Origin of the sequence: Acetobacter nitrogenifigens DSM 23921 = NBRC 105050 (genome assembly GCF_000429165.1) — a bacterium.
In the GTDB taxonomy this organism is placed as follows: Bacteria; Pseudomonadota; Alphaproteobacteria; order Acetobacterales; family Acetobacteraceae; genus Acetobacter; species Acetobacter nitrogenifigens.
In genome coordinates this window covers 235,868-259,275 of record NZ_AUBI01000003.1, presented here as the reverse complement: position 1 = coordinate 259,275, position 23,408 = coordinate 235,868, and the positions used below count along the sequence as shown (strand labels likewise).

The 23,408-nt window shown below is 61.6% G+C and carries 30 protein-coding genes; 10 read left to right on the top strand and 20 right to left on the bottom strand.

The window, feature by feature from the left end:
- Positions 1-88: 88 nt before the first annotated feature.
- The 4 genes from flgF to flgH are packed head-to-tail and all read left to right on the top strand — an operon-like array spanning position 89 to position 3,411.
- Positions 89-829: a flagellar basal-body rod protein FlgF gene (gene flgF / locus G442_RS0106140; protein WP_026397289.1), complete on the top strand. Its 741-nt coding sequence runs from the start codon at positions 89-91 to the stop codon at positions 827-829.
- Positions 830-857: 28 nt separating this feature from the next.
- Positions 858-1,643 (top strand): flagellar basal-body rod protein FlgG, encoded by a 786-nt coding sequence (gene flgG, locus G442_RS0106135; RefSeq protein WP_026397288.1) that lies wholly within the window; start codon positions 858-860, stop codon positions 1,641-1,643.
- The gene (gene flgA, locus G442_RS0106130; protein ID WP_146882291.1) at positions 1,640-2,650 is read left to right on the top strand and encodes a flagellar basal body P-ring formation chaperone FlgA; all 1,011 of its coding nucleotides are present in this window, start codon (positions 1,640-1,642) and stop codon (positions 2,648-2,650) included. The genes flgG and flgA overlap by 4 nt, the downstream gene beginning before the upstream one ends.
- Before the next feature lie 38 nt (positions 2,651-2,688).
- Positions 2,689-3,411, top strand: coding sequence for a flagellar basal body L-ring protein FlgH (gene flgH, locus G442_RS0106125; RefSeq protein WP_026397286.1), 723 nt, complete (start codon positions 2,689-2,691; stop codon positions 3,409-3,411).
- 205 nt (positions 3,412-3,616) lie between these two features.
- Here the strand turns inward: flgH and G442_RS0106120 are convergent, their stop codons facing one another.
- Both G442_RS0106120 and G442_RS0106115 read right to left on the bottom strand, forming a co-directional pair.
- On the bottom strand, positions 3,617-4,063 hold the full coding sequence (locus G442_RS0106120) for a DNA polymerase III subunit chi (protein ID WP_026397285.1): 447 nt from the start codon (positions 4,061-4,063) through the stop codon (positions 3,617-3,619).
- 32 nt (positions 4,064-4,095) lie between these two features.
- Positions 4,096-5,568 (bottom strand): leucyl aminopeptidase, encoded by a 1,473-nt coding sequence (locus G442_RS0106115; RefSeq protein ID WP_026397284.1) that lies wholly within the window; start codon positions 5,566-5,568, stop codon positions 4,096-4,098.
- A gap of 196 nt (positions 5,569-5,764) precedes the next feature.
- Here G442_RS0106115 and G442_RS0106110 point away from each other — a divergent pair, with 196 nt between their 5' ends.
- The 4 genes from G442_RS0106110 (at position 5,765) to G442_RS0106095 (ending at position 9,879) form a co-directional block, all read left to right on the top strand.
- Entirely contained in the window at positions 5,765-6,553 is a 789-nt protein-coding gene (locus tag G442_RS0106110; protein ID WP_026397283.1) for a 3'(2'),5'-bisphosphate nucleotidase CysQ family protein, read from the top strand.
- Between the two features lie 174 nt (positions 6,554-6,727).
- Positions 6,728-7,774 (top strand): L-threonylcarbamoyladenylate synthase, encoded by a 1,047-nt coding sequence (locus G442_RS21060; protein ID WP_084440389.1) that lies wholly within the window; start codon positions 6,728-6,730, stop codon positions 7,772-7,774.
- Positions 7,771-8,310: a hypothetical protein gene (locus tag G442_RS0106100; protein ID WP_026397282.1), complete on the top strand. Its 540-nt coding sequence runs from the start codon at positions 7,771-7,773 to the stop codon at positions 8,308-8,310. Before G442_RS21060 ends, G442_RS0106100 begins: the two co-directional genes overlap by 4 nt.
- A gap of 117 nt (positions 8,311-8,427) precedes the next feature.
- The gene (locus G442_RS0106095; RefSeq protein ID WP_026397281.1) at positions 8,428-9,879 is read left to right on the top strand and encodes an FAD-binding oxidoreductase; all 1,452 of its coding nucleotides are present in this window, start codon (positions 8,428-8,430) and stop codon (positions 9,877-9,879) included.
- 77 nt (positions 9,880-9,956) lie between these two features.
- Here the strand turns inward: G442_RS0106095 and G442_RS0106090 are convergent, their stop codons facing one another.
- A complete protein-coding gene (locus G442_RS0106090; protein ID WP_154660354.1) occupies positions 9,957-10,292 on the bottom strand; it encodes a hypothetical protein in 336 nt (111 codons plus the stop codon).
- Complete coding sequence (locus G442_RS0106085; RefSeq protein WP_146882287.1) at positions 10,292-10,696, bottom strand: hypothetical protein; 405 nt, start codon at positions 10,694-10,696, stop codon at positions 10,292-10,294. Before G442_RS0106085 ends, G442_RS0106090 begins: the two co-directional genes overlap by 1 nt.
- A gap of 174 nt (positions 10,697-10,870) precedes the next feature.
- Between G442_RS0106085 and trpB the strand changes: the two genes are divergently transcribed.
- Together trpB and trpA are read left to right on the top strand one after the other, a co-directional pair.
- Positions 10,871-12,094, top strand: a complete 1,224-nt coding sequence (trpB, locus tag G442_RS0106080) for a tryptophan synthase subunit beta (RefSeq protein WP_035376241.1) — start codon at positions 10,871-10,873, stop codon at positions 12,092-12,094.
- Positions 12,091-12,909, top strand: coding sequence for a tryptophan synthase subunit alpha (trpA, locus tag G442_RS0106075; RefSeq protein WP_026397277.1), 819 nt, complete (start codon positions 12,091-12,093; stop codon positions 12,907-12,909). Before trpB ends, trpA begins: the two co-directional genes overlap by 4 nt.
- Positions 12,910-13,048: 139 nt before the next feature.
- On the opposite strand, the gene G442_RS0106070 is transcribed toward trpA, so the two are convergent.
- The 16 genes from G442_RS0106070 to rplF form a co-directional block, all read right to left on the bottom strand.
- On the bottom strand, positions 13,049-13,228 hold the full coding sequence (locus tag G442_RS0106070) for a DUF1328 domain-containing protein (RefSeq protein ID WP_026397276.1): 180 nt from the start codon (positions 13,226-13,228) through the stop codon (positions 13,049-13,051).
- A gap of 119 nt (positions 13,229-13,347) precedes the next feature.
- Positions 13,348-13,557, bottom strand: a complete 210-nt coding sequence (locus G442_RS21055) for a hypothetical protein (protein WP_035376240.1) — start codon at positions 13,555-13,557, stop codon at positions 13,348-13,350.
- A gap of 64 nt (positions 13,558-13,621) precedes the next feature.
- Entirely contained in the window at positions 13,622-14,404 is a 783-nt protein-coding gene (locus G442_RS0106060) for an ABC transporter ATP-binding protein (protein ID WP_026397275.1), read from the bottom strand.
- Between the two features lie 3 nt (positions 14,405-14,407).
- Positions 14,408-15,202 carry an ABC transporter permease gene (locus G442_RS0106055; protein ID WP_051292004.1) on the bottom strand — a complete coding sequence of 265 codons (795 nt, stop codon included), beginning with the start codon at positions 15,200-15,202 and terminating at the stop codon, positions 14,408-14,410.
- A gap of 39 nt (positions 15,203-15,241) precedes the next feature.
- Positions 15,242-16,285, bottom strand: coding sequence for an ABC transporter substrate-binding protein (locus G442_RS0106050; RefSeq protein WP_026397273.1), 1,044 nt, complete (start codon positions 16,283-16,285; stop codon positions 15,242-15,244).
- Positions 16,286-16,467: 182 nt separating this feature from the next.
- Positions 16,468-16,893: a 50S ribosomal protein L17 gene (gene rplQ, locus G442_RS0106045; RefSeq protein ID WP_026397272.1), complete on the bottom strand. Its 426-nt coding sequence runs from the start codon at positions 16,891-16,893 to the stop codon at positions 16,468-16,470.
- 24 nt (positions 16,894-16,917) lie between these two features.
- Positions 16,918-17,937 (bottom strand): DNA-directed RNA polymerase subunit alpha, encoded by a 1,020-nt coding sequence (locus G442_RS0106040; protein WP_026397271.1) that lies wholly within the window; start codon positions 17,935-17,937, stop codon positions 16,918-16,920.
- Between the two features lie 128 nt (positions 17,938-18,065).
- The gene (gene rpsK / locus G442_RS0106035) at positions 18,066-18,458 is read right to left on the bottom strand and encodes a 30S ribosomal protein S11 (RefSeq protein ID WP_026397270.1); all 393 of its coding nucleotides are present in this window, start codon (positions 18,456-18,458) and stop codon (positions 18,066-18,068) included.
- A gap of 113 nt (positions 18,459-18,571) precedes the next feature.
- The gene (gene rpsM / locus G442_RS0106030) at positions 18,572-18,949 is read right to left on the bottom strand and encodes a 30S ribosomal protein S13 (protein WP_026397269.1); all 378 of its coding nucleotides are present in this window, start codon (positions 18,947-18,949) and stop codon (positions 18,572-18,574) included.
- A gap of 139 nt (positions 18,950-19,088) precedes the next feature.
- The gene (locus G442_RS0106025; RefSeq protein ID WP_026397268.1) at positions 19,089-19,757 is read right to left on the bottom strand and encodes an adenylate kinase; all 669 of its coding nucleotides are present in this window, start codon (positions 19,755-19,757) and stop codon (positions 19,089-19,091) included.
- Positions 19,754-21,115, bottom strand: a complete 1,362-nt coding sequence (gene secY / locus G442_RS0106020) for a preprotein translocase subunit SecY (RefSeq protein ID WP_026397267.1) — start codon at positions 21,113-21,115, stop codon at positions 19,754-19,756. Before secY ends, G442_RS0106025 begins: the two co-directional genes overlap by 4 nt.
- Positions 21,116-21,252: 137 nt before the next feature.
- Positions 21,253-21,741: a 50S ribosomal protein L15 gene (gene rplO, locus G442_RS0106015; RefSeq protein WP_026397266.1), complete on the bottom strand. Its 489-nt coding sequence runs from the start codon at positions 21,739-21,741 to the stop codon at positions 21,253-21,255.
- Position 21,742: 1 nt separating this feature from the next.
- On the bottom strand, positions 21,743-21,928 hold the full coding sequence (gene rpmD, locus G442_RS0106010; protein ID WP_026397265.1) for a 50S ribosomal protein L30: 186 nt from the start codon (positions 21,926-21,928) through the stop codon (positions 21,743-21,745).
- A complete protein-coding gene (gene rpsE, locus G442_RS0106005; protein WP_035376239.1) occupies positions 21,921-22,493 on the bottom strand; it encodes a 30S ribosomal protein S5 in 573 nt (190 codons plus the stop codon). The genes rpmD and rpsE overlap by 8 nt, the downstream gene beginning before the upstream one ends.
- A gap of 15 nt (positions 22,494-22,508) precedes the next feature.
- On the bottom strand, positions 22,509-22,871 hold the full coding sequence (gene rplR / locus G442_RS0106000; RefSeq protein ID WP_026397263.1) for a 50S ribosomal protein L18: 363 nt from the start codon (positions 22,869-22,871) through the stop codon (positions 22,509-22,511).
- The gene (rplF, locus tag G442_RS0105995) at positions 22,871-23,404 is read right to left on the bottom strand and encodes a 50S ribosomal protein L6 (RefSeq protein ID WP_026397262.1); all 534 of its coding nucleotides are present in this window, start codon (positions 23,402-23,404) and stop codon (positions 22,871-22,873) included. The genes rplR and rplF overlap by 1 nt, the downstream gene beginning before the upstream one ends.
- Positions 23,405-23,408: the final 4 nt, after the last annotated feature.

Below are 23,408 nucleotides of genomic sequence, written 5' to 3'. Positions count from 1 at the left end.
AAAACGCACGATGCCCTCCACATAGCGCAAAGCAACGCTTTATCAACCATTGAGCTTCAGGGTCTCTCGCAGAGGAGAGCTGCGTCAGATGGACAACACCACGTATATCGCGCTTTCGCGCATCGACACAGAAATGCGGGCGATGAGCGTTCTGGCCAACAACCTCTCCAACGCCTCGACACCCGGTTTCAAGGCCAGCCACGTCCTGTTTTCGGATTATCTGGTCAAGATGAAGGGCGAACACACGACGCCCGGCGCCGCCACCGAAGCCTATAACCAGGACAAGGCGACCTATCACGATTTCGCCCAGGGCGCGTTGCAACAGACCGGAAATTCGCTGGACGCCGCGATCACGGGGGACGGATATTTCTCGGTGATGACCCGCGACGGCGTGCGGTTGACCCGCAACGGTCGGTTCCAGCGCCTGTCCGACGGCCGCATCACGGATTCAGCGGGGGATGCTTTGCTTGATCGCACCGGGCAGCCTGTGACGTTACAGCCGACGGACCGCACCGTCAGCATCGCCTCAGACGGAACCGTGTCGACCGAGAACGGCGTAGCTGCGGAAATAGGGGTCGTGACCGTCGACAACGCCTATACGCTTGTCGGCGAAGGTTCACAGCTGTTCCGCGCCACAACCGCCACGCGTCAGATGACAAACCGCGATATCCGTGAAGGCATGGTCGAAGGCAGCAACGTCAACTCCATGACGGAAATGACGCAGCTAGTGCAGCTGCAACGTGATTTTGAATTCAATACCAACCTGATCGAAAGCGAAGCGACCCGTAAGCAGAACGCTATCGACAAGATCACACAACTTCAATCCTGACCCACAGAAACGGAAACCTGACGACATGATGCGCGCACTCGACATCGCCGGCACGGGGATGCAGGCCCAGCAGACGAATGTTGAAGTAATATCTGACAATATCGCAAACATGACCACGACAGGTTATAAGCGCCGACGCGCAGAATTTCAGGACCTGATCTATCAGGATCTCCGCCGCGCAGGCACGATGAGTTCCGATTCCGGCACTCTCGTTCCTGCAGGCGCTCAGGTTGGTCTTGGCGTACGCACCGCTGGAATCTACAGAATTAATGAACAGGGCACGCTGGAACAGACGAGTAACAGCCTCGACCTCGCCGTCGAAGGACAAGGGTATTTTCAGGTCACGCTGCCCTCCGGCGAATACGCCTACACGCGCGACGGAACCTTTTCTCTGTCTGATACAGGAACGATCGTAACTGCCGACGGCTACACCGTCAGCCCGGGCATCACCGTTCCCAGCAACGCACAGACGATCACCATCGACCAGACCGGGCAGGTGCAAGTAACCGTGTCCGGGCAGACAACATCGACGATCGTGGGGCAGTTGCAGCTCGCGACATTTCAGAACGAGAACGGTCTCGCCGCTATGGGGCAGAATCTGTTCACCGAGACACAATCATCCGGAAACGCAATCAGCGGCACTGGACAGAGCGTCGGCTTCGGCAGCATTCGCCAGGGCTACACGGAAGAATCAAACGTGAATGTTGTTACGGAAATTACTGATCTCATCACCGCACAACGCGCTTATGAGATGAACAGCAAGGTAATCACCGCCTCCGACCAGATGCTCCAGACGCTTTCAGGGCTGAAGTGATTCACGGGGCGCGCCGCCACATCTGCGCCACCGCCCTCGCGCTGGGTAGCGGAGTTCTGTTTGCTCCTGCGGCGTCAATCGCCTCGGCGCCGCGCGGGCATGTTACGCTGCACACGGCGCGCGTCCATCTATCGGACCTGTTCACAGACCTCGGCGCCGATCAGGATTGCGATATCGGACCTGCCCCCGCCGCGGGACAAAACATAACCATCGGCGGCGCCCAATTACAGGCCATCGCGGCGCAGTACGGTCTCGACTGGCCGGGCGCATCTGACACCGCGCAAACAACATTGACGCGCGCCAGCCGCTCGATATCGTCAAACGAGTTATTGCCGTTGATAACGACTGCGTTGCAAGAGCGCGGCGCGCCCTCCCTCCCGAACATCGACCTGGCCCCCTTCCAAAGCCCCGCCATACCCGAGGAGGAGTCCGCGCCCCCTCATCTCCGCAATCTTGTCTATGACGCTTCGCACGGTCGGCTCTCGGCCTTCTTCATCGTTCCAGCAGGGGACGGCGCCACACAATCCTTTCGCGTCGACGGTGTCGTCAGCGCCTCCGCGACAGTCGTCACAGCCGCACGGGATATTGCGCCCGGGCAAATCGTAACGCGCGAAGATCTCGATATCGTCACCGAAGATTCGCGGCGTATCCCGGCCCGATCGCTTGTCGACCCGCGGGACGCGATCGGACGCGCCGCCCGAGCGACCATTGCGAAGAACACGCCTCTGATTCCGGATCTTCTTGTGAAACAGGATGTCGTGGAAAAAGGCTCTCCCGTCATACTCGCTGTATCTTCGGCCGGGCTGCGCGTGACAGCTTCCGGCGTTGCATTGGACGGCGGCGGTCTTGGCGAACGCATCCATGTGCTCAATCCCAGTTCGCACATGGTCGTCATCGGGGAAGTGATCGACAAATCCCGCGTCGATGTCTTGCCCGGCAGCATTCCGGCGCCCGCTGACCAACGCACGTTGCGCGCAGCGTCTCAGGGAACCCGTAGCAGTATCTGACGACAACTCGACTTCTGTTTCGGAAAAATCTTCATTTCATGAAAAAAATTGCCGTTACGTCCCTTTTTCTTTGCCTGACGTCCTGCAACGGAGTGGGGAGTCTATCAGAAATAGGCCATCCACCGGCCCTGACGCGCACTCAGGATCCGACGCGTGATACGAGCTACCGACCCGTCACAATGCCCATGCCCCCTACGCAACCTCCGCCAGTCGAGGTCGCGAGCCTATGGCGTCCCGGAAGCCGCGCCTTCTTCAAAGACCAGAGAGCCGGCCAGGTCGGTGACCTGATAACCGTGATCGTCGACATCACTGATAATGCGACAATGGTCGACAACACCACCACAACAGGAAGCGGTAACGAAGCCATGGGCATGCCGAGTGTTTTCGGTTTGCACGGCAAGCTGATATCGCATTTGACAAGTTCGAGCGCGCTCTCGACGTCAAGCAGCCATGGCAACGCCGCCACGGGCAGTATCGCCCGAAACGAGGTCGTCACAGTGCGCGTCGCCGGCACCATCACGCAGGTCCTGCCCAATGGTAATTTCGTCGTCGTGGCGCGGCAGGAAGTGCGCGTGAACAGCGAATTGCGCGACCTGCAAGTCACCGGCGTGGTACGCCCGCAGGATATCACGGCCGACAACACCGTGACCCATGACCGCATGGCGGAGGCCCGCATATCCTACGGCGGGCGCGGGCAACTGACAATTTTACAAACACCACGATATGGACAACAAATTATTGACGCAATAGCGCCATTCTAGAGCCGCATGCATCCATCTCACATGAACTAGCGAATACGGCGCCAACTGAGTGATCTGACGAGCGTCCCTCTCCGGCCAACGACCTCATCTTTACGGATGAAGCTCCTGAAACTCCTTCTGGCCGGGTCGCTCCGCCAATCTTGGCGGCGTCACAGATTCACGGATAAATAGTGCCATATTCTGAATATTTCCAGAGACTACCCGATCACCCGGCTTTCGACCAGCCTTTTTCACCCTGACGCCAATACGTCAAGGAATGCCCCTGCGCCTTCAGCGCCGACCAGCGGCGCCGGGCGGCGGCTACGGCCATATCGTCGCGGCCATCAAAAAGGTCAAAAATACGCTCAAACGCCTCAAGCTTTTCGGCTTCACGCGCTCCAAGGAGGAATAAATACGTAGCGGTGTTCGGCGTATCATCTCCGGACGTGATCCAGATCGGCTGACGATCGGGAAATTTCGCGCCCGTCGCCGCGTGCGGCAACCACACGGGCTCAGAAACCCGCCAGAGCGCCTCATCAAGAGAAGCGACGTCGACGCTTTCGCCACAACGCACCACCGCGCGTTTTCCGGCGTCGAGCGTGCGCCCCAACAACTGCGGCAACGCCTCGTCCGCCGTGGTGCGGGTCAGATGGTAAAAACCAATCTCCGCCACGATCCCTCCATCAACACGCCGTCATCAAGCACTCAGCCGTGCGCGCCGGCCTCGATCTCACGGACGAACCGGTCGAGCAGGCGCACGCCAAAGCCGGTGGCGCCCTTCGGCGAGCCGGGCTTCGCCTTGGAGCCCCAGGCGACGCCCGCGATGTCGAGATGCGCCCAAGGCGTATCGCCCACAAAGCGCTTGAGGAATTGCGCTGCAGTGATCGATCCACCCGGACGTCCACCGATATTCTTCATGTCGGCAATGTCGGATTTCAGCAGTTCATCATACTCTTCGCCGAGCGGCATCCGCCAGAGTTTCTCGCCGCTGCGCAAACCCGCGTCCTCCAGACGACGCGCAAGACCGTCATCGTTCGAGAAAAGACCGGCATGCTCATGGCCAAGGCTTACGATAATCGCGCCAGTCAACGTGGCTAGGTCAACCATAAGCCGGGGCGCAAAACGATCGCGGGCGTACCAGAGCACATCGGCCAGAACCAGACGCCCCTCCGCATCGGTGTTCAGAACCTCGATGGTCTGACCCGACGCGCTACGAACCACGTCGCCAGGGCGTTGCGCCGTCGAGGACACCATGTTCTCGACCAGTCCGATCAGACCCACGACGTTCACCTGCGCCTTGCGGCCCGCCAATGCCGACATCAAGCCCGCGACGACGCCTGCGCCCGCCATGTCCCACTTCATATCTTCCATGCCTGCGGCAGGTTTGATCGAAATACCACCGGAATCGAAGGTCACGCCTTTGCCGATAAACGCTATCGGAGCTGAATCGTCTCCAGCGCCGTTCCAGCGCATTACAACCATGCGCGGCTCGTTGGCGCTGCCCTGCGCCACGCCCAGCAACGCGCCGAAGCCCAGAGCCTCCATCGCAGGCCCATCGAGCACTTCGACTTCGACGCCAAGGTCCCGCAGCGCCAGCGTCCGATCGGCGAAGACTTCCGGCGACAGGACATTGGCGGGTTCGGTGACAAGATCGCGCGTGAAGGTCACGCCACGCGCAACCTGCTCCCATGCGGCCCACGCAGCGCCAGCGGCGGCGGGGTCAGCGACCAGAACGGAAAGCGTGGCGAGCTTCGCACCTTCGTCGCCTGACGTCGTGCGATAACGGTCAAAACGATACAGCCCGAGACTTGCGCCCAGCGCCACCGAAGGCGCCAGAGCGGCGTCGAGGGCGCCAACGGCGATCGCAGCGACTTTATGCGTCGACAGGGCCTGCGCGGCCACGCCGCCGACCTGCTCGGCTAAAGCTTCATTCGCCTCGGCACGCGCGCCGAGGCCAACGACAACGATACGGTCCAGACCGCCAGCAGGAGCGAGGATCACACAAGTCTTGCCACGCTTGAAAGAAAAGCCCGCTACGGACACCGCGCGCGAGATAGCGCCGTCGGTCGCCGCATCGGCGGCCTGAAACAGGGCTGAACGGTCCGAGTCGGAAAATTCGAGGAGCGCGAGCGCCCCGTTCTTCGGAAGCTCAAGCGCCGAAAATCCGATGTCTGTCACCGTCACGTCTCCTGCCTTACTGACCGGGCGCGCCGTCACGAGCGCCGCCGCATGTGCGGCAGGCGTAGCGGAGCCACCACGGCGTTGGCAACTGCGCGCGGCTTCGGCCCATACATGCGCCGTGTCATGACCTGACGCGACGTCGAAAGGACGGGTTTGCGATTGCGCGCCCGCTCCCGTGGAGTATGACAGGATCATGACGACGCTCACACGCACGCCCTCCGATCACGATCTGCTCGCCCTCGCCCTTCGCCTCGCTCGTGAGGCTGCCGATATCATCAACGTGATTCGGGCCAGAGGCTTCGTCACCCAGACGAAATCCGACCGCTCCCCCGTCACCGAAGCCGACGAAGCAGCCGAAGCCCATATCGTCGCCGCCCTGCGACGCGAAGCGCCCGGCATTCCCGTGATCGCCGAAGAAGAAGTTGCCGCCGGGCGTATGACCGAAGCCGGGGAGAGCTACTGGCTGGTCGATCCGCTCGACGGAACACGCGAATTCGCGGCGGGCCGCGATGATTTCACCGTCAATATCGGGTTGGTGAGGGGCGATCGCGCCGTCCTCGGCGCAATGGCGCTGCCAGCCTACGGCCAGTTCTACGAAGGCGGCGTCGGACTCGGCGCCCGCCGCCATGACGGCGCCGGCGTGCACGATATTCACGTCCGCACGCCGCCTGCCGAAGGCCTCGCCGTTCTCGCGTCGCGCCATTACGGCGACGACCCGCGCCTCAAGGCGTTTCTGGATGGCTCCACCATCGCGTCGCTCGGCAATATCGGTTCGGCGGTAAAATTCGTGCGCGTCGCAGAAGGCGTCGCCGACTTGTACCCGCGCCTCGGCCCCACTATGGAATGGGACACCGCGGCGCCGCAGGCGATCGTCGAGGCCGCAGGCGGAGAGATCGTCACAGAAGACCATGCGCCGCTCCGTTACGGCAAACCCGGCTGGAAAAACCCGCCTTTCGTGTGCCGGGGCGCGACGCGACGATAAGACAGACTGAAAACTGCGCTTTACCTTCGGCGCTGCCTCTCTGTAACGTTGCTCGCGCGGATTGATTGACGGCGTGCGCAGCGTGACGCGGCCTGACAATCCACTGTCTCATGCGCCGAGACTGGCGGCTGCCCGGCGCTCCATGCTATGCCGTCGCGCTCTTGCAGGAATAGCATGACCGAACGATTGCCCGTAACCGAAGCCGGACTAAGCCGCGCCGCAGAATTGCTGCGCTCAGGCGGACTTGTCGCGTTCGGAACGGAAACGGTGTACGGTCTGGGCGCGGACGCAACGGATTCCCATGCCGTCGCGCGGATTTTCGCCGCCAAGGGGCGCCCTGACTTCAACCCGCTCATCAGCCATTTCGCGTCGGCCGCAGATGCGTTCGCACATGTGCAGGCCACGCCGATCGCGGAAACCCTCGCCAGACGCTTCATGCCCGGACCGCTGACCCTGGTCATGACGCGCCGTGCTGACGGCGCCATCTGCGACCTCGCAACGTCCGGTCTGCCGACCGCAGCCGTGCGCGTGCCGGGGCACGAAACTGCGTTAACTCTTCTGCGGGCTGTCGGTCGCCCCGTCGCAGCCCCGTCCGCCAACCTCTCCGGCTCGGTCAGCCCCTCGGACGCGGACCATGTGCTGGACGGACTAGAAGGCCGCATCGACGCTGTGCTCGACAGCGGCCCCTGCTCAGTCGGCGTGGAGAGCACTGTGCTGGATATTTCCGGACCCAACCCGGTCCTGCTCCGCCATGGCGGCGTTCCGCTGGAGGCGATCGAAGCCGAAATCGGCCCGGTTCTCCTGGACGCTCCCGACGAGCCGTCCGCCCCCCGTTCACCGGGTCAGCTGTCTTCGCATTACGCTCCGTCCCTGCCCCTGCGACTAAACGCGACCGACATAGAGCCAGACGAAGCGCTGCTCGCCTTCGGGCCGGCGTCGCGTTCCTCGAATCTTTGCTGGAATCTCAGCGAAAGCGGCGATCTCGAAGAAGCCGCCGCCCGACTTTTCGCAGGACTGCGCCACCTCGACGCTGAAGGGCGGAAGCGCGGGCTGAAGCGTATCGCCGCCGCCCCGGTCCCCAGCCATGGCCTCGGGGCCGCTATTGGCGACCGTCTAGCTCGAGCGGCGGCGCCCCGCCCACCTCATCCGCATATGCCCCCTCCCCCATCTGACGCGTCTCCTCGCGAAGCGGCGTCCACCTGTCGTCACGAGGCCTTATGAGCGACAATCTGGATCCCAAGGAACTCAAGGTCCTCGGCGACATTCTTGCTCTGGTGCTGGAAGATCAGCCCGGGCAGGCAAGCTCCGCGCTCGACGCGCTGCGGGCCCGGGCGCGGCGCAACAAGATGACCGGCGGCGCTCTGAAGAACCTGTTCACCGCCATCGCGCCGAACCCGCCAACCCGCGCGGCGCCCCGCGCCCGCGCCTCCACCCGCGCCGGCGCCACGTCCGCGGAAACCCAGCAGGCCCGAGCACAGGTTCGCGACCTGACGGAAAGCCTCACCAAACTGGACATGGAGCTTCGCACGTGCCGCGCAGACAACTCTGCGCTACGCGCCGAGTTGTTCCTGACCCAACAGGCCCGCGCGGAGACTCAGACGCAGCTGTCTTCGATGCAGTCCGCAGGACAGCTCCGTCTGACGCTGCTGATCGTCACGTTCATCATTGGCGCAGTGGCGGGAGTCGCTGGCGGCGAATTGTTTCACGCGTTGCGCCCTGCCCCGACTCATACGCCAAACGCCGTCTATCTGCGTTAACGTCAGGCTCTACCGCGTTCCGCCGGGGTGGGCGCAGCGCGGCAGGCTGGTGTAAGATCGCGCGACACCGCCGCCGCCGCGGCCCACGCCCCGCCGCCGGGCTTTGAGAGGACACCCATGACCGCCTTCGCCAGCGACGCCGCGCTCAGCCTTCCCGCGGGCGCTCTGGAGCAGCTTCGAACCGCTCTGGGTTCAGGCGGCTTGCTGACCGAAGCCTCCGACATGGCTCCATTCGTCACAGACTGGCGGAACCTATTTCATGGGCGCGCCTGCGCCGTGGCGCGCCCGGCCACCGCCGAAGCCTGCGCTGAAGCGTTACGCATCTGCGCCGAGCACAAGATCGCCGTGGTGCCGCAAGGCGGCAACACCAGCATGGTCGGTGGCGCGACCCCTGACGAAAGCGGACGGGCGCTCGTTCTGGCCACGAGCCGCATGAACCGCGTGCGCGCAATCGACCCGATCGACCAGACCATGACCATCGAAGCTGGCGTCACCCTGAAAGCAGCGCAGGACGCGGCCAAGGAGGCAGGACTGCTCCTTCCGTTGTCGATCTCGTCCGAAGGTTCTGCGGAAATCGGCGGCGTGCTGGCGACGAACGCTGGCGGCAACAACACGGTCCGCTACGGCAATGCGCGCGAGCTGGTGCTGGGTCTGGAAGTCGCCCTGCCCGACGGACGCAAGCTCGATCTGATGCGCCGCCTGCGCAAGGACAACACAGGATACGCCCTGCGCCAGATCTTCATCGGCTCGGAGGGCACGCTCGGTCTGATCACCGCCGCGATCTTGCAACTGCAACCAGCGCCGCGCTCCATTGAGGCGGCCTTGTGCGCCGTGGAAAGTCCCGCCGCCGCCCTGCGTCTTTTCGCCGCCTTCCGCTCCCGCGAACCCAGCGCGATTCAGGCGTTCGAGTTCATGTCAGGCGTCAGCATGGGTCTGGTCAACACGCTGATCCCCGACGCGAAGCTGCCGCTATCGGAGCCCGCTGCCGCTTACGTGCTCGTCGAACTGGCGAGTCCCCGAGAAGGCGGCGCGCTGCGAGAGCTGATGGAAGAAGCACTCGGCGACGCACTGGAAAACGGGCTGGTGACAGACGCAGTTCTTGCAGAAAGCGAAGCGCAGCGCGGCGCATTGTGGAAACTGCGCGAAGAGCATGCGGAGGCGCAAAAGCGCGCGGGCGCGTCGGTGAAGAACGACGTCTCTGTGCCGCTGTCGGCCATACCGGAGTTCATCGAACGCGCCAGCGCCGCCTGCGAAGCCCTGATCCCTGGCGTGCGCGTAGCGCCCTTCGGCCATATCGGCGACGGAAATATCCACTTCAATCTGGTCCAGCCCGAAGGCGCGGACGGCGCCGCTTTTCTGGCGCGTGATCACGACATCATGGACGCCGTCGCCGGGATCGTTCGTGAACTGGGCGGCTCTTTCTCCGCCGAGCACGGCGTGGGTCAGCTCAAGACCTACATGATGCCGGACTGGCGCGGCGGCGCCGAGCTGGACGTGATGCGCCGTATCAAGGCCGCGATCGATCCGCAGGGGTTGATGAATCCGGGGAAGGTGTTGCCAGCGCTTTAAAAAAATCAATCCCCGCAATAAATTCCAAAACTTTCTCGTTAATCTGTCTGACTGAATATTGTAGAGATTTCTGACATTCAGAATGGAATATTATCGTCCAACTCTTCCCGCGGTTTCGGCAAACTGGGCTGCTTACCTACAGGTGGCGGCAGCGCCCGCAGGGGCGGAGTCAAACGTTGAACTGCCAACTCTTCAGACTCTTTGTCATGACCAATTAGTTGCATAATTTGCACGACGGCGTTGTGGCCGTCTGCCATTATCGTCACTCCAGCAGACGTAGCGGCTAAAACCGAGGTCAACACACTCATTGTTTTTGCAAAACTTAATCTTTTTCCAGAAATTTCTTCAGATAAATGATTCAGCTTTCTATATAAGTTATTTTTACGATTTTCATCCAAATTTGAATTTTCCACTACATCGCGAATACGCGATATATATAATGTTCAACCTTCGTGCGCGTATTTTCTGTCAAGTGCACAGAGTAAGCATGCCTTGCGCGACGAAATTTGATCCGAATACGAGCGACCTCACCTTGCACATCCAAACAAAATCGAGAAAAAATTTCATCAAAATCTACAGAGTATTCGGGATTATATAATATGTTCGGGATTAAACACTCTTCAGCGACGGCAGATACCGAGACCATATACTGCTCACGAACGGTCCGATCAAAAATTCCAGACGTATTCTCGTCAATCAGCCGCAACATATTCCTCTTACAGATCGCTTCAAACTCGACAAAACAACGATCATCGTCATCTGGCAGATTGGCGTAATCTTCCTCTGAAATTAGTTCGTAATTCATCAGGTCACTCATCAACTCGCGCTGTTCCAAATAATATGTGGCCGCAAGCGACAAGGCCGCAAGGTCCCCAATTGGACGCCCGTTCCCCCTCTCTGGTATACGCCCTGACCTGAAGATCCTGCCCACGCGACAGGGGAACGGCACGGAGACAGCTCCAGACAGGGGCCAAGAAAGCGGGAACTGGCGATGACTGACGGCACTAGAAGCAACAGCCTGCGTAGCGGGCCCAGCCCTTCCGGGCATTTCGGCGACGGCCTCGGCGGTCGTTTCGTGGCCGAGACGCTCATGCCGCTGCTGCTGGAACTGAACGCGGCTTACGAAACCGCGAAAGCCGATCCGGAATTCCGAAAAGAGTTCGAGTTCTATCTCCGTGACTACGTCGGTCGCCCCTCCCCGCTCTGGTTCGCGCGTCGCCTGACCGAGCAACTCGGCGGCGCCAAGATTTACATGAAGCGTGAAGAGCTGAACCACACGGGCTCGCACAAGCTGAACAACGTGATGGGCCAGATCCTGCTCGCCCGCCGCATGGGGCGCAGCCGCATCGTCGCGGAAACCGGCGCCGGACAGCACGGCGTCGCGACCGCCACGGTCTGCGCCCTGTTCGGCATGAAATGCGTGATCTACATGGGCGCCACCGACGTGGAGCGTCAGAAGCCCAACGTCTTCCGCATGAAGCTCCTGGGCGCCGAGGTCGTGCCCGTCACGTCCGGCGCAGGCACGCTGAAGGATGCGATGAACGAGGCGATGCGCGACTGGGTCGCCAACGTCGCCGACACCTATTTCCTTGTCGGCACGGTCGCCGGGCCGCACCCGTATCCGGCAATGGTGCGTGATTTCCAGACCGTGATCGGCGAGGAGACGAAGATGCAGATGCAGGACGCTGAAGGCCGTCTGCCGGACGTGGTGATCGCGGCCATCGGCGGCGGATCGAACGCCATGGGCATCTTCCACCCGTTTCTGGACGACGCCTCCGTTCGTCTGATCGGCGTCGAAGCGGCAGGCCACGGCCTCGACAGCGGCAAGACCGCCGCTTCCATCTCGCGTGGACGACGCGGCGTGCTGCACGGCAACCGCACCTATCTGCTGCAGGACGAGAACGGCCAGATCGACGAAGCCCACTCCATCAGCGCCGGGCTGGATTATCCTGGCGTCGGCCCCGAGCACTCATGGCTGCATGAAATCGGGCGCGCCGAATATGTCGGCGTCACGGATGACGAGGCGCTGGACGCCTTCCAGACCTGCACCCAGACCGAGGGCATCATCCCGGCGCTTGAGAGCGCGCACGCCATCGCCCACGCCATCAAAGTCGCGCCGTCGATGAGCCCCGACACTCTGGTCGTCGTCAACATCTCCGGTCGAGGGGACAAGGACATCTTCACCGTCGCCGAACATCTCGGAGTCAGCCTGTGAGCCGCATCGCCGCCCGTTTCGCCGCCCTCAAGGAACAGGGGCGCGGCGCCCTGATCCCGTATCTCGAAGCTTGTGACCCGGATTTCGACACCGCCCTCGCCCTGCTGCGCGGGATGCCGGAGGCGGGCGCGGATCTGATCGAGATCGGCATGCCGTTCTCCGATCCGTCCGCCGACGGCCCGATCATCCAGCGCGCGGCGCAACGCGGCCTGAAAGCAGGGGCCACGCTTCCCCGTGTTCTGGAGATGGTGTCCGCCTTCCGCCAGAACGACGCGGACACGCCGCTGATCCTGATGGGCTATCTGAACCCCATTGAGTCCTACGGACTTGAACGCTTCTGCGCCGACGCCAGCAAGGCCGGCATCGACGGCCTGATCATCGTCGATCTACCGCCGGAAGAAGCCGCGCCGCTGGAGGGTCCCACGCGCGAGCACGGACTGGACATTATCCGCCTCGTCGCGCCCACGACGGACGACGAGCGCCTGCGTCTGGTGCTGAACCACGCATCCGGCTTCGTTTATTACGTGAGCATCACCGGCATCACCGGAACCCGCTCGGCCAGCGACGACGATCTGACCGCGGCGCTGACGCGCCTGCGGGCTGCGACCGACCTGCCGGTTGCGATCGGCTTCGGCATCCGCACTCCGGAGCAGGCCGCCTCGGCATCCCGTATCGCCGACGGCGCTGTTGTTGCATCCGCGCTGCTCGCAACTCTTGCCGACACGCTGGACGCAAACGATCAGGCGACAGCGCAAACGGTTCCAACCGTGCTGCAGGGCGTGCGTGCGCTGTCTGAGGCAGTTCGTAGAAAGTAACACTGCCTTTCACGGTATACTCAAAAAAATAGACGGTTGAGAAAGCGCTTCGCTTCGCTCAACCGCCTATTCGTTTTTTGACCTCGCAACAACGATCGTCAGAGCGACTTTCAGTCTACGAAATCATCATGCAGGAGCGTCATCTTCCCGCAATAGCGCTACCGCCGATCAGCGCCAGCACGAGGAAAACAAGGAAGACGACGATGGCGATAAAGAACAGAATCTTCGCCATCCCTGCGGCGGCGCTGGAAATGCCTCCAAAGCCGAAGAGGCCCGCAATGACAGAGATCACCAGAAACAAGAGGGCAAGTTTAAGCATCTCAACGAACTCCTGTGGGCAGAACGCCAATATCCTACAAACTACCTACCGGCTATGAAGTTTCCTTACCGGCACTCTGTCCTCGTAATAAACTTGCCTCAGCGCGCTCCCCGCGCCTATCAGCGCCGCGCGAGGCAACCGCCGGTCAGCACGCCGAGCCCTGCGGCGATCGCAACCATCAAAAGCGGCTGGTCGGCGGTAATATCTCGCACCGTATCGAGCGCTTCTGACACTGCGTCGCCCGCTCGAACGCCCCGGTTGCGAACCTCTTGCGTCTGTATCGACGTCACGTCGCCATCAAGTCCGAAGTCCTTTTCTTCCACCGTCATGACACCCTCCCTTCACTCTGGAAGCCGCCAAGTCTGCGGCGTCGTCTCTCGTCGGTCAACGCCGTCATATGCCCTCAAAGCGCGCGTAAGGCTCCACCCCAGGATCCTCCTCGCCGCCGATTAAGGCCCGGAGCCTGCCCGCCAACGCCCTCATCGCCGGTGACGACGGGTCATGCGGACGCGGCCCCACCCGAAGGTCGCCACGCACGGTCGCCGGTCTCCCCGCGAGGACAATGATACGATCCGCCAATAGAATCGCCTCATCGAGATCATGCGTCACAAAAATCACCGTTTTGCCGGTCTTTTCCCAGATAGAGAGCAATTCGGCCTGCAATCCCCCACGCGTGATCGCGTCCAGAGCGCCGAAGGGCTCATCCATAAGCAGAAGATCAGGCTCCACCGCGAGTGCGCGCGCCACCCCGACGCGCTGCCGCTGCCCGCCGGACAATTGCCGTGGCCAACGCCCAGCCTCATCCGCCAGTCCGACCAGCGCCAACGCCCGCTCCACCCGTTGCCGACGTTCCGTTCGGGAGAGACCTATACCTTCCAGCCCGAACTCCACGTTACGACGAACTGTCCGCCAGGGCATGAGCCGCGCGTCCTGGAACACCAGCGCCGCGCGCCCTCCCATCTTCGAGGCCGATCCAGACGACAGGATCACACGACCTTCCGACGCCTCCACAAGCCCCATCAGCACCCGCAGCAGAGTCGATTTCCCGACGCCGGAAGGTCCGAGAATGGCGATAAACTCGCCGGACACTACGGAAAGATCGATATTCCGAAAAACGAACGAGCCGCCGCCATCATGCGACAGAGCCACGTTCTCCAGCCGAATCAAAGGCTCCATGTCTCAGCCCTGCCAGCGCAGCGCGCGCTTGCTGAGAAAACCGAACGCAACATCGGTCAACGCATACAGCAACGCCATGGTCACCATGTAGACCACCACGACATCCGTCGCGAGCAGGCTCGACGCTTGCAACATCCGCGCACCCACGCCGGGCGCGCCGAACAGCTCTGCCGCCACGACGGACATCCAGCCCTGGCCTAGCCCGGTCCGTAAGCCCGCCATCACACCCGGCGCGGACGCCGGAAGCACGACATACAGCATCCGTCCGACAAAGCCGCCGTGACCAAACGCGGCCGCAACTTCATACAGGTCGCGATCAATCGCACGCACCGCGCCGTAAGCCGCGTAGAAGGTAATCCAGAACACCGATATCGCGATGATGAACGTCGCCCCTGCGGTGTTCAGCCCGAACCACAATATCGCAAACGGCGCCCACGCCAGCCCGGGAATCGGACGCAGCAGACGGACCGCACCGCCCGTCAACGCGTCGACCACAGGCATAGACCCGCACAACAATCCTGCGCCGACGCCAAGCGCCGAGCCGATCAGCAAGCCAAGACTGTAATGGGTCAGACTGTCCAGCACGGCCTGTGACCAGAACCCGCCGGACACCTCGTTGATCCAGGCGGGCCATATTTCCGTCGGTGCCGGCAAGACGTCGGGCGGAACCAGCCCGTAAGCAACGACAGCTTGCCATGTGGCAAGCAACACAACCAGTCCGACGACGCCAAGAACGACGCGAACGCCGGGCGCAAGATCGCGCGTCGCCCACGCGGGACGTCCTGCCAAAAGTCTCATCAACTCATACCTGACGACAGAAAACCACGCGGCGGCCGTTCACTGCGCGCCACCACGCCAGGTCTGAAGATCGAAGAGAGCATCCACTGGCTGAGGCGCGGTAAGCAGGCCTTGCGACACCTCAAAGTTCTGCAGACTGCTCACGCTCGCCATGATGCGTGCTGGATCCGCCACAAACGTAGGCGCCGACGCCTTCAGCGCTCCTTCGATCACCGCCGGAGGCAGTAATCCGCCGCCCAGCGCTTTGGTTACATAGGGCGTCGCCTGCTCAGGGTGTTCCGCAAGCAAAGACGTCGCCCGCACGAACAGGCCGGTCAATGCCTTCGCCCACGCCTTTCGTTCTGGCGCATCAGGCTTGAGAACAGCCAGAACCGAGCCCGGTTGGTCGGGCATCAGATCATGTCCGGTGGCCAGCGTCCGCACGTCGGAACGACGCGCACGAACGACCGTCAACGCGGGCTCGCGCAACACCGCGCCGTCGACCGCTCCGGCAAGCAACGCCTGCTGCGCGCCATCGATATCGAGACCGACAATGTCGACAGCGCTCACATCCACGCCTTCGCGTTCCTTGAGCCAGTAACGAAGCAGCGTGTCCGGCACCGAACCTTGTGGCTGCGCCGCAATTTTCGGCTTACGTCCCACGGTCTTCTGAAAATCAGTAAATCGCGCAGCCAGAGCGTCATGAGAAAGCCCGCCGGGCTTTCCCGCATCCAGACCAGCCGCCAAAGGACCGCGCACCACCAGCGACAATTCCTCTATGGCTCCAGTGGCGACGACTTTCACATCCACCCCGTGCGCCCGCGCTTGCAAGAGAGGCAGAACCCCCGCGACATAGGCGTCGATGCGCCCCGAAACAAGCGCCTGAATAGCTTGCGGACCGGACGTGAACCGAACAAGTTCCAGCTCCAGCCCTGCCTCTTTCGCCCAGCCTAAGCCATCGATAACGAAAAGCGCTGAAGACCCCAAAACCGGGATATAGCCGACCCGCACCGGCGTCGCCGCCTTCGCGCCGACAGCCGTCAGCGAGCCAATCGCCGCGACGCCGACACAAAAGACACGGCGCGTCACGCTTTTGAGCTTCATTCCGTTTCACGCCTTATCACTATTGAAATGTGTATTATCTATTTTCCGCGACAGGATATGACTGAACTCGATACAACCGCAATAGAGTCGCAGTTTCGACTATCCGCAGCTCTGTTGCCGGCGATATCGCATAAAAAAAGCCGACCCTAAGGCCGGCTTTTCGAAAGCGCATGACGCCTGAATCAGGCTGCGAGATCGTCCTGCTCTTCATGAACAGGCTTCGGGCCGCTGTCCTGACCCTTCGCGTTGACGTCGCGATCAATCAGCTCGATCACCGCCATGTCGGCCGCGTCGCCATAACGGACGCCAGCTTTCAGGACGCGGGTGTAGCCACCGGTGCGCGCCTTGTAGCGATCAGCTACCGCGGAGAACAGCTTGCTGACGATCACGTCGTCACGGAGCTGCGCATACGCCTGACGACGGGCATGCAGATCGCCACGCTTGCCGAGTGAGATCAGCTTCTCGACAACCGGACGAAGCTCTTTCGCCTTGGGCAGAGTCGTCGTGATCTGCTCATGCTTGATGAGAGCGACAGCCATGTTGCGAAACATGGCCGCGCGATGAGTGGAGGTAACGCCGAGCTTCCGACCGGCAACACCGTGACGCATGGTGAAGGTTCCTGTTGTTGCGGATCAGAAGGGCTCGTCGAGCCGCTTCGCCAGATCCTCAATGTTCTCCGGCGGCCATGCCGGGACGTTCATACCAAGGGAGAGCCCCATCGCCGTGAGGACTTCCTTGATTTCGTTCAGAGACTTACGCCCGAAGTTAGGCGTGCGCAGCATCTCCTGCTCGGTCTTCTGAACCAGATCGCCGATATAGATGATGTTGTCGTTCTTCAGGCAGTTGGCCGAACGGACCGACAGCTCAAGCTCGTCAACCTTGCGAAGCAGGTTGCGGTTGAACGGAAGATCGTCTTCCGGCTCCTGAGCCACGACAGGGCGCGGCTCGTCAAAGTTAATGAAGAGCTGGAGCTGGTCCTGAAGAATGCGGGCAGCGAGAGCCACCGCGTCCTCAGGCGTCACCGCACCGTTCGTCTCCACCGTGAGCAGCAGCTTGTCATAATCGGTCACCTGTCCGACGCGAGTCGGCTCGACCTTATAGGACACGCGCTTGACCGGCGAATAAATCGCGTCGATCGGGATCAACCCGATAGGCGCATCTTCCGGACGGTTGGCGGCGGCAGGGACATAACCCTTACCGATGTTGACCGTGAACTCCATGCTCAGCTTCACGCCGTCGTCGAGCGTGCAGATCACCAGATCCGGATTCATGATCTCGATGCCATGACCCGCCTGAATCTGACCCGCGCGGACCTCGCCCGGGCCAGTCGCAGTCAGGACCATGCGCTTCGGTCCTTCACCATGCATACTCAGGGCGAGTTGCTTGATATTAAGGACGATATCGGTGACGTCTTCACGAACGCCGGGGACCGACGAGAATTCGTGCAGGACGCCATCAATCTGGATGGCCGTGATGGCCGCGCCTTGCAGGGAGGAAAGCAGAATACGGCGCAGCGCGTTACCAAGCGTCATGCCGAAGCCGCGCTCAAGCGGCTCCGCGACCACGGTCGCGACGCGCGACGGGACGGCGCCGGACTCGACTTCCAGCTTTTCCGGCTTGATCAGGGACTGCCAGTTTTTCTGGAGGACCAAGGTATCGGCCTTTCACAAACGGGAACCGCCAACTGACGGCGAAAAAACCCCGACAAAGCCGAGGCAAAACTCAAACCACACGAGTTCGAGCGACGAGGCTTACGCCCGCCGCCCGCATCGTGGGACGATCAGACGCGACGACGCTTGCGCGGACGGCAACCATTGTGCGGCACCGGCGTCAGATCGCGGATCGAAGCGATGGAGAAACCGACCGCTTGAAGAGCCCGCAGCGCGCTCTCACGCCCTGAACCAGGACCAGACACTTCGATGTCCAGCGTCTCCATGCCATGCTCGCGCGCCTTACGGCCTGCGTCCTCGGCAGCGACCTGAGCCGCATACGGGGTCGACTTGCGCGAGCCCTTGAAGCCCTGAGCGCCAGCCGACGACCACGCGATGGCGTTACCCTGCGCGTCGGAGATCGTGATCATGGTGTTGTTGAACGTGGAGAGCACATGCGCCACGCCCGAGATAATGTTCTTGCGCTCTTTTTTGCGGATACGCGGAGCGGCGGCCTTCGCCATGTTTCTTCGTCCTGCTTCTCTCTACCGTCACGGGAAAACCCCGGACGCGCCCTGACGAAATTCGCCAAGGCCGCACAATTTCCAAAAGACTCCCGGCGAGCCGGGCCGCGACCTTAGCGCGTGACCTTCTTCTTACCGGCGATCGCAACCGCCTTACCCTTACGCGTGCGCGCATTGGTATGGGTCCGCTGGCCGCGAACCGGAAGCCCGCGACGATGACGCAGGCCGCGATAGCAGCCGAGATCCATCAGACGCTTGATGTTCATCGCAACTTCACGACGAAGGTCGCCTTCGACGCGGTAGTCTGCGTCGATCAGCTCACGCAACTTCGAGATTTCGTCGTCGCTCAGTTCGTTGACGCGCTTGGCGTCCGGAAGACCGAGGGTCTTGCAGATCTGCTCAGCCTTCGTCTGTCCGATCCCGTAGATATACTGAAGACCGATCACAACACGCTTGTTGGTCGGGATATTCACGCCGGCAATACGCGCCACGCCACACACTCCTGTCCGCCTGCGTCCCGCGCAAGCGTATGATAATCAGATTGCCGCCAGTGAATGCCGCGAGAGGCGGCCATGCGGTCTAGAGCGCGCGCAATAGACCGACCGGCGACTATGAGTCAACGAAAACAGATCACTTTTGCGTGATCTTCTCCACTTCAGTCATGATCCCGTCGATCTGGGCGCTCACGCCATCGATCGGAGCCATCCCGTCTACAAACGCCACACGGGTGCTCGCCTCGTAATAAGGCAGCAGCGGCATGGTCTCCCGACGATAGGACGCCAGGCGAGACGTCACTGTCTCCCTGTTGTCATCCGCGCGCCTCACGAACTCATGTGAGCCGCAGATATCGCAGACGCCAGACTCACGCGTCGGATTCGACGCATCGTTGTAGCTCGCACCGCATTTCGCGCACGAGAACCGTCCCGCGATTCGATCCGCCAGCGCCTCTTCATCAACCTGCAGCACCAGAACGACATCGATCTTGCTCTGCAGCCGGGCAAGCATGTCATCAAGCGCTTCAGCCTGCGCGACCGTCCGAGGAAAGCCGTCGAGAATAAAACCCTTCTCGCAGTCTGGCTGCCGGATTCGCGCCTCAAGCATCGTTACGATCATCGAGTCGGACACAAGCTTCCCCGCGTCCATCAGCGCCTTGGCTTCACGCCCGATGTCAGAACCCGCCTTCACCTCGGCGCGCAGCATGTCGCCGGTGGAAATCTGAGAGATCCCGTAGCGAATCTCCAGACGCTTCGACTGTGTTCCTTTGCCGGCGCCCGGCGGGCCGAGAAAGATGATGTTCATCGACGAATAATCCTCCGGTTCTGCCCGCCGCGACGACTACGCTGGATCAGTCCCTGATATTGGTGCGCCACCAGGTGAGACTGAACTTGGGTCACGGTGTCGATTGTCACCGAGACGATGATGATGAGGCTCGTGCCGCCAAAATAAAACGGAACGTTGTAATGGCTGATCAATATCTGCGGCAGCAGGCAGACAGCCACCAGATACAGCGCACCAATCGTCGTCAGTCTCGTCAGAATCCGGTCAAAGTAAGTCGCCGTCGCAGCTCCCGGTTTGATGCCGGGAATGAAGCCGCCCTGCTTGCGCAGATTGTCCGCCGTCTCTTCCGGATTGAACGTCACCGCCGCGTAAAAGTAGGAGAAGAAGAGGATCATCGCCGCGTAGAACGCCATGTAAAGCGGCTGGCCCTGCCCAAGCTGCTGTCCAAGGAAAGACAACCAGCCCGGCATGGCTTTGCCGTTCATGAAGCCCGCGATCGTCACCGGGATAAGAAGCACTGAAGACGCGAAAATTGGTGGGATGACCCCCGCAGTGTTCACCTTCAGCGGCATGTGCGTCGACTCGCCGCCAAACATGCGGTTGCCCATCTGCCTCTTGGGATACTGGATCACGACACGGCGTTGGGCCTGCTCCATGAATACGATGAACGTAATCGTGGCCGCCGCGAGCACCAGAAACACCAACACGAAGAATGGTGAAAGCGCGCCGGTGTAGCCAAGCTGGAACAGGCTCGCCAATGCATGCGGGAGATTCGCAACGATTCCCGCGAAGATAATCAGCGAAATTCCGTTACCGACTCCCCGCGACGTAATCTGCTCGCCCAGCCACATCAGGAACATCGTGCCGCCGACCAGCGTCACAACGCAGGAGAGAATGAAAAATGAGCCCGGATTAACCACAGCCGATCCAGCCTGACTGCTCATCCGCTCAAGGCCTATGGCGATGCCGTAAGCCTGAAACAGCGCAATGGCGACCGTCAGATAGCGTGTGTACTGGTTCAGCTTCTTCCGTCCCTGCTCGCCTTCTTTCTTGAGAGACTCGAGCGAGGGGATCGCGGTCGACATCAGCTGCACAATAATCGACGCCGAGATATACGGCATGATGTTGAGCGCGAAGACCGTCATACGGCCAAGAGCGCCGCCGCTGAACATGTCGAACATGCCCAGTATCCCGCCCTGATGCTGGGCCAGAAGCTGTCCCATAACGGTCGCGTCGACGCCCGGCACCGGGATGTAGGTGCCGAGTCGATAAATGATCAGCGCGCCGAGGGTGAACCAGATCCGCTTTTTAAGCTCGGTCGCCTTCGCGAACGATCCCAGGTTGAAGTTGGCTGCCAGCTGTTCGGCCGCGGAAGCCATGCGCCTGTCCTTTCACAAAAAACAGCGCCGCCGCAAAGCGGGACGCTGTCACGGCAGACGTTTCCGTCTGCAAAGCCGAAATAGGTCATAAGGGACGTTCGCACGTTCGTCGAGCGTCCCTTAAATTGGCTTGCGGCTTACGATGCTGCCTCAGCAGCTTTTTTAGGGGCGACCGTGGTCTTCACGGAGCCGCCAGCCTTCTCGACTGCAGCAATAGCCGTCGCAGACGCGCCAGCTACCTCGATCGTGACGGCACGGGTAAGCTCGCCAACACCCAGAAGGCGCACGCCAGCGTATTTGCCAGTTCCGACGAGACCGGCCTTACGCAGAGCCTCCTCGTTCACCGAACCCGCATCGAGCTTGCCATCGGTGATGGCCTTCTCAATCGCCGCGAGGTTCACCGGAGCATATTCCTTACGGAAAATGTTCTTGAACCCACGCTTCGGCATACGACGATACAGCGGAAGCTGACCACCCTCGAAGCCGTTCAGCGACACGCCTTCACGCGCCTTCTGACCCTTTACGCCCTTACCCGACGTCTTGCCCTTGCCGGACCCGATGCCGCGTCCGAGACGCTTTTTGCGATAACGCGCACCGTCGTTATCGCGAAGCTCATTGAGATTCATGTCAGTCCTCCACCTTCACCAGGTGGGCTACCTTGCGCAGCATGCCACGAACGGACGGCGTGTCCTGCAGTTCGCGCGTGCGGCCGATCTTGTTCAGGCCGAGGCCGACCAGCGTTGCCTGCTGACCGGGCTTACGACCGTTACCCGACGCAACCTGCGTCACGCGGACGGTTTTTGTATCAGGCATCTGCGCCCTCCACAGCCTGCTCGCGCTTGCCAAGGATGTCCGAAACCTTCTTGCCGCGACGGTTCGCCACAGCGCGAGGGCTCGCGCAACGCTCCAGAGCCGCGAACGTGGCCTTGACCATGTTGTGCGGGTTACGGGTTCCAAGGGATTTGGCGACCACATCGTGGATGCCAAGGCTCTCGAAAACAGCGCGCATCGGGCCGCCTGCGATGATTCCCGTTCCGGCTTCCGCCGAACGAAGGATCACCTTGCCAGCGCCGAAATGACCTGCCGCGTCATGGTGAAGCGTACGCCCCTCCTTCATCGGTACGCGGATCATACCGCGCTTCGCCCGTTCGGTCGCCTTGCGGATCGCTTCCGGCACTTCACGCGCCTTGCCAGCGCCGTAACCAACGCGGCCCTTCTGGTCGCCTACGACGACCAGAGCGGCGAAGGCGAAGCGACGGCCGCCCTTAACAACTTTCGCGACGCGGTTGATGGTGACGAGCTTGTCGATCAGATCGTCGCCCTCGCGCTCCCGCTCGCGCTCCCGGCCTCTACCGCCGTCTCTCGGTTCACGTGCCATTACGTGTCCCCTCTCTTAGAAGGAGAGACCGCCCTCGCGGGCAGCCTCCGCCAGCGCCTTGACGCGCCCATGATACAGATACGAGCCGCGGTCGAAGACGACCTGAGTCACGCCAGCCGCAAGAGCGCGCTGCGCCACAAGCTTGCCAACAGCAGAAGCGGCTTCGCGGTTCGCGCCCGTGGCGTCGTCCGAACGAATGTCCTTGTCCAGCGACGAAGCAGCGGCCAGCGTGCGGCCAACGGCGTCGTCGATCACCTGGGCATAGATGTTCTTGCCTGAACGAAACACCGACAGGCGCGGACGTCCGCCGGCCTTGCGGCGGAGCTGGAAGCGCAGACGCTGGCGGCGACGCTCCCGCAGATCCTGTTGCGTGCTCATTACTTCTTCTTGCCTTCCTTGCGACGAATGGTCTCAGTGTCGTAGCGGACGCCCTTGCCCTTATACGGCTCCGGCTTGCGATAGCTGCGGATGTCCAGTGCGACCTGACCAACGCGCTGCTTGTCGATGCCCTCGACCACCACCGCAGTCGGACGCGGCGTGGTGATCTTGATGCCCGCAGGAATCGGATAGACCACGTCGTGAGAGTAACCGAGGTTCAGGACCAGGTTCGACCCCTGCACGGCGGCGCGATAACCGGTGCCGGTGATTTCCAGGGTCTTGGAGAACCCCTCGGAAACGCCCTTCACCATCGTCGCGACGAGCGCACGGGTGGTGCCCCACATCATGCGAGCCTGCGCCACCGAACCCAACGGCTTCACCGTGACCTTGCCATCGTCGACCGTGGTCTCGACATGCTTGGACAGCGGGAGCTTCAGCTCTCCGAGCTTGCCCTTGGCCGTCAGAACGCCATTGGCGATCGAGACGGTGACGCCCGCGGGGACGTCGACGGGATATTTGCCTACGCGCGACATTTAT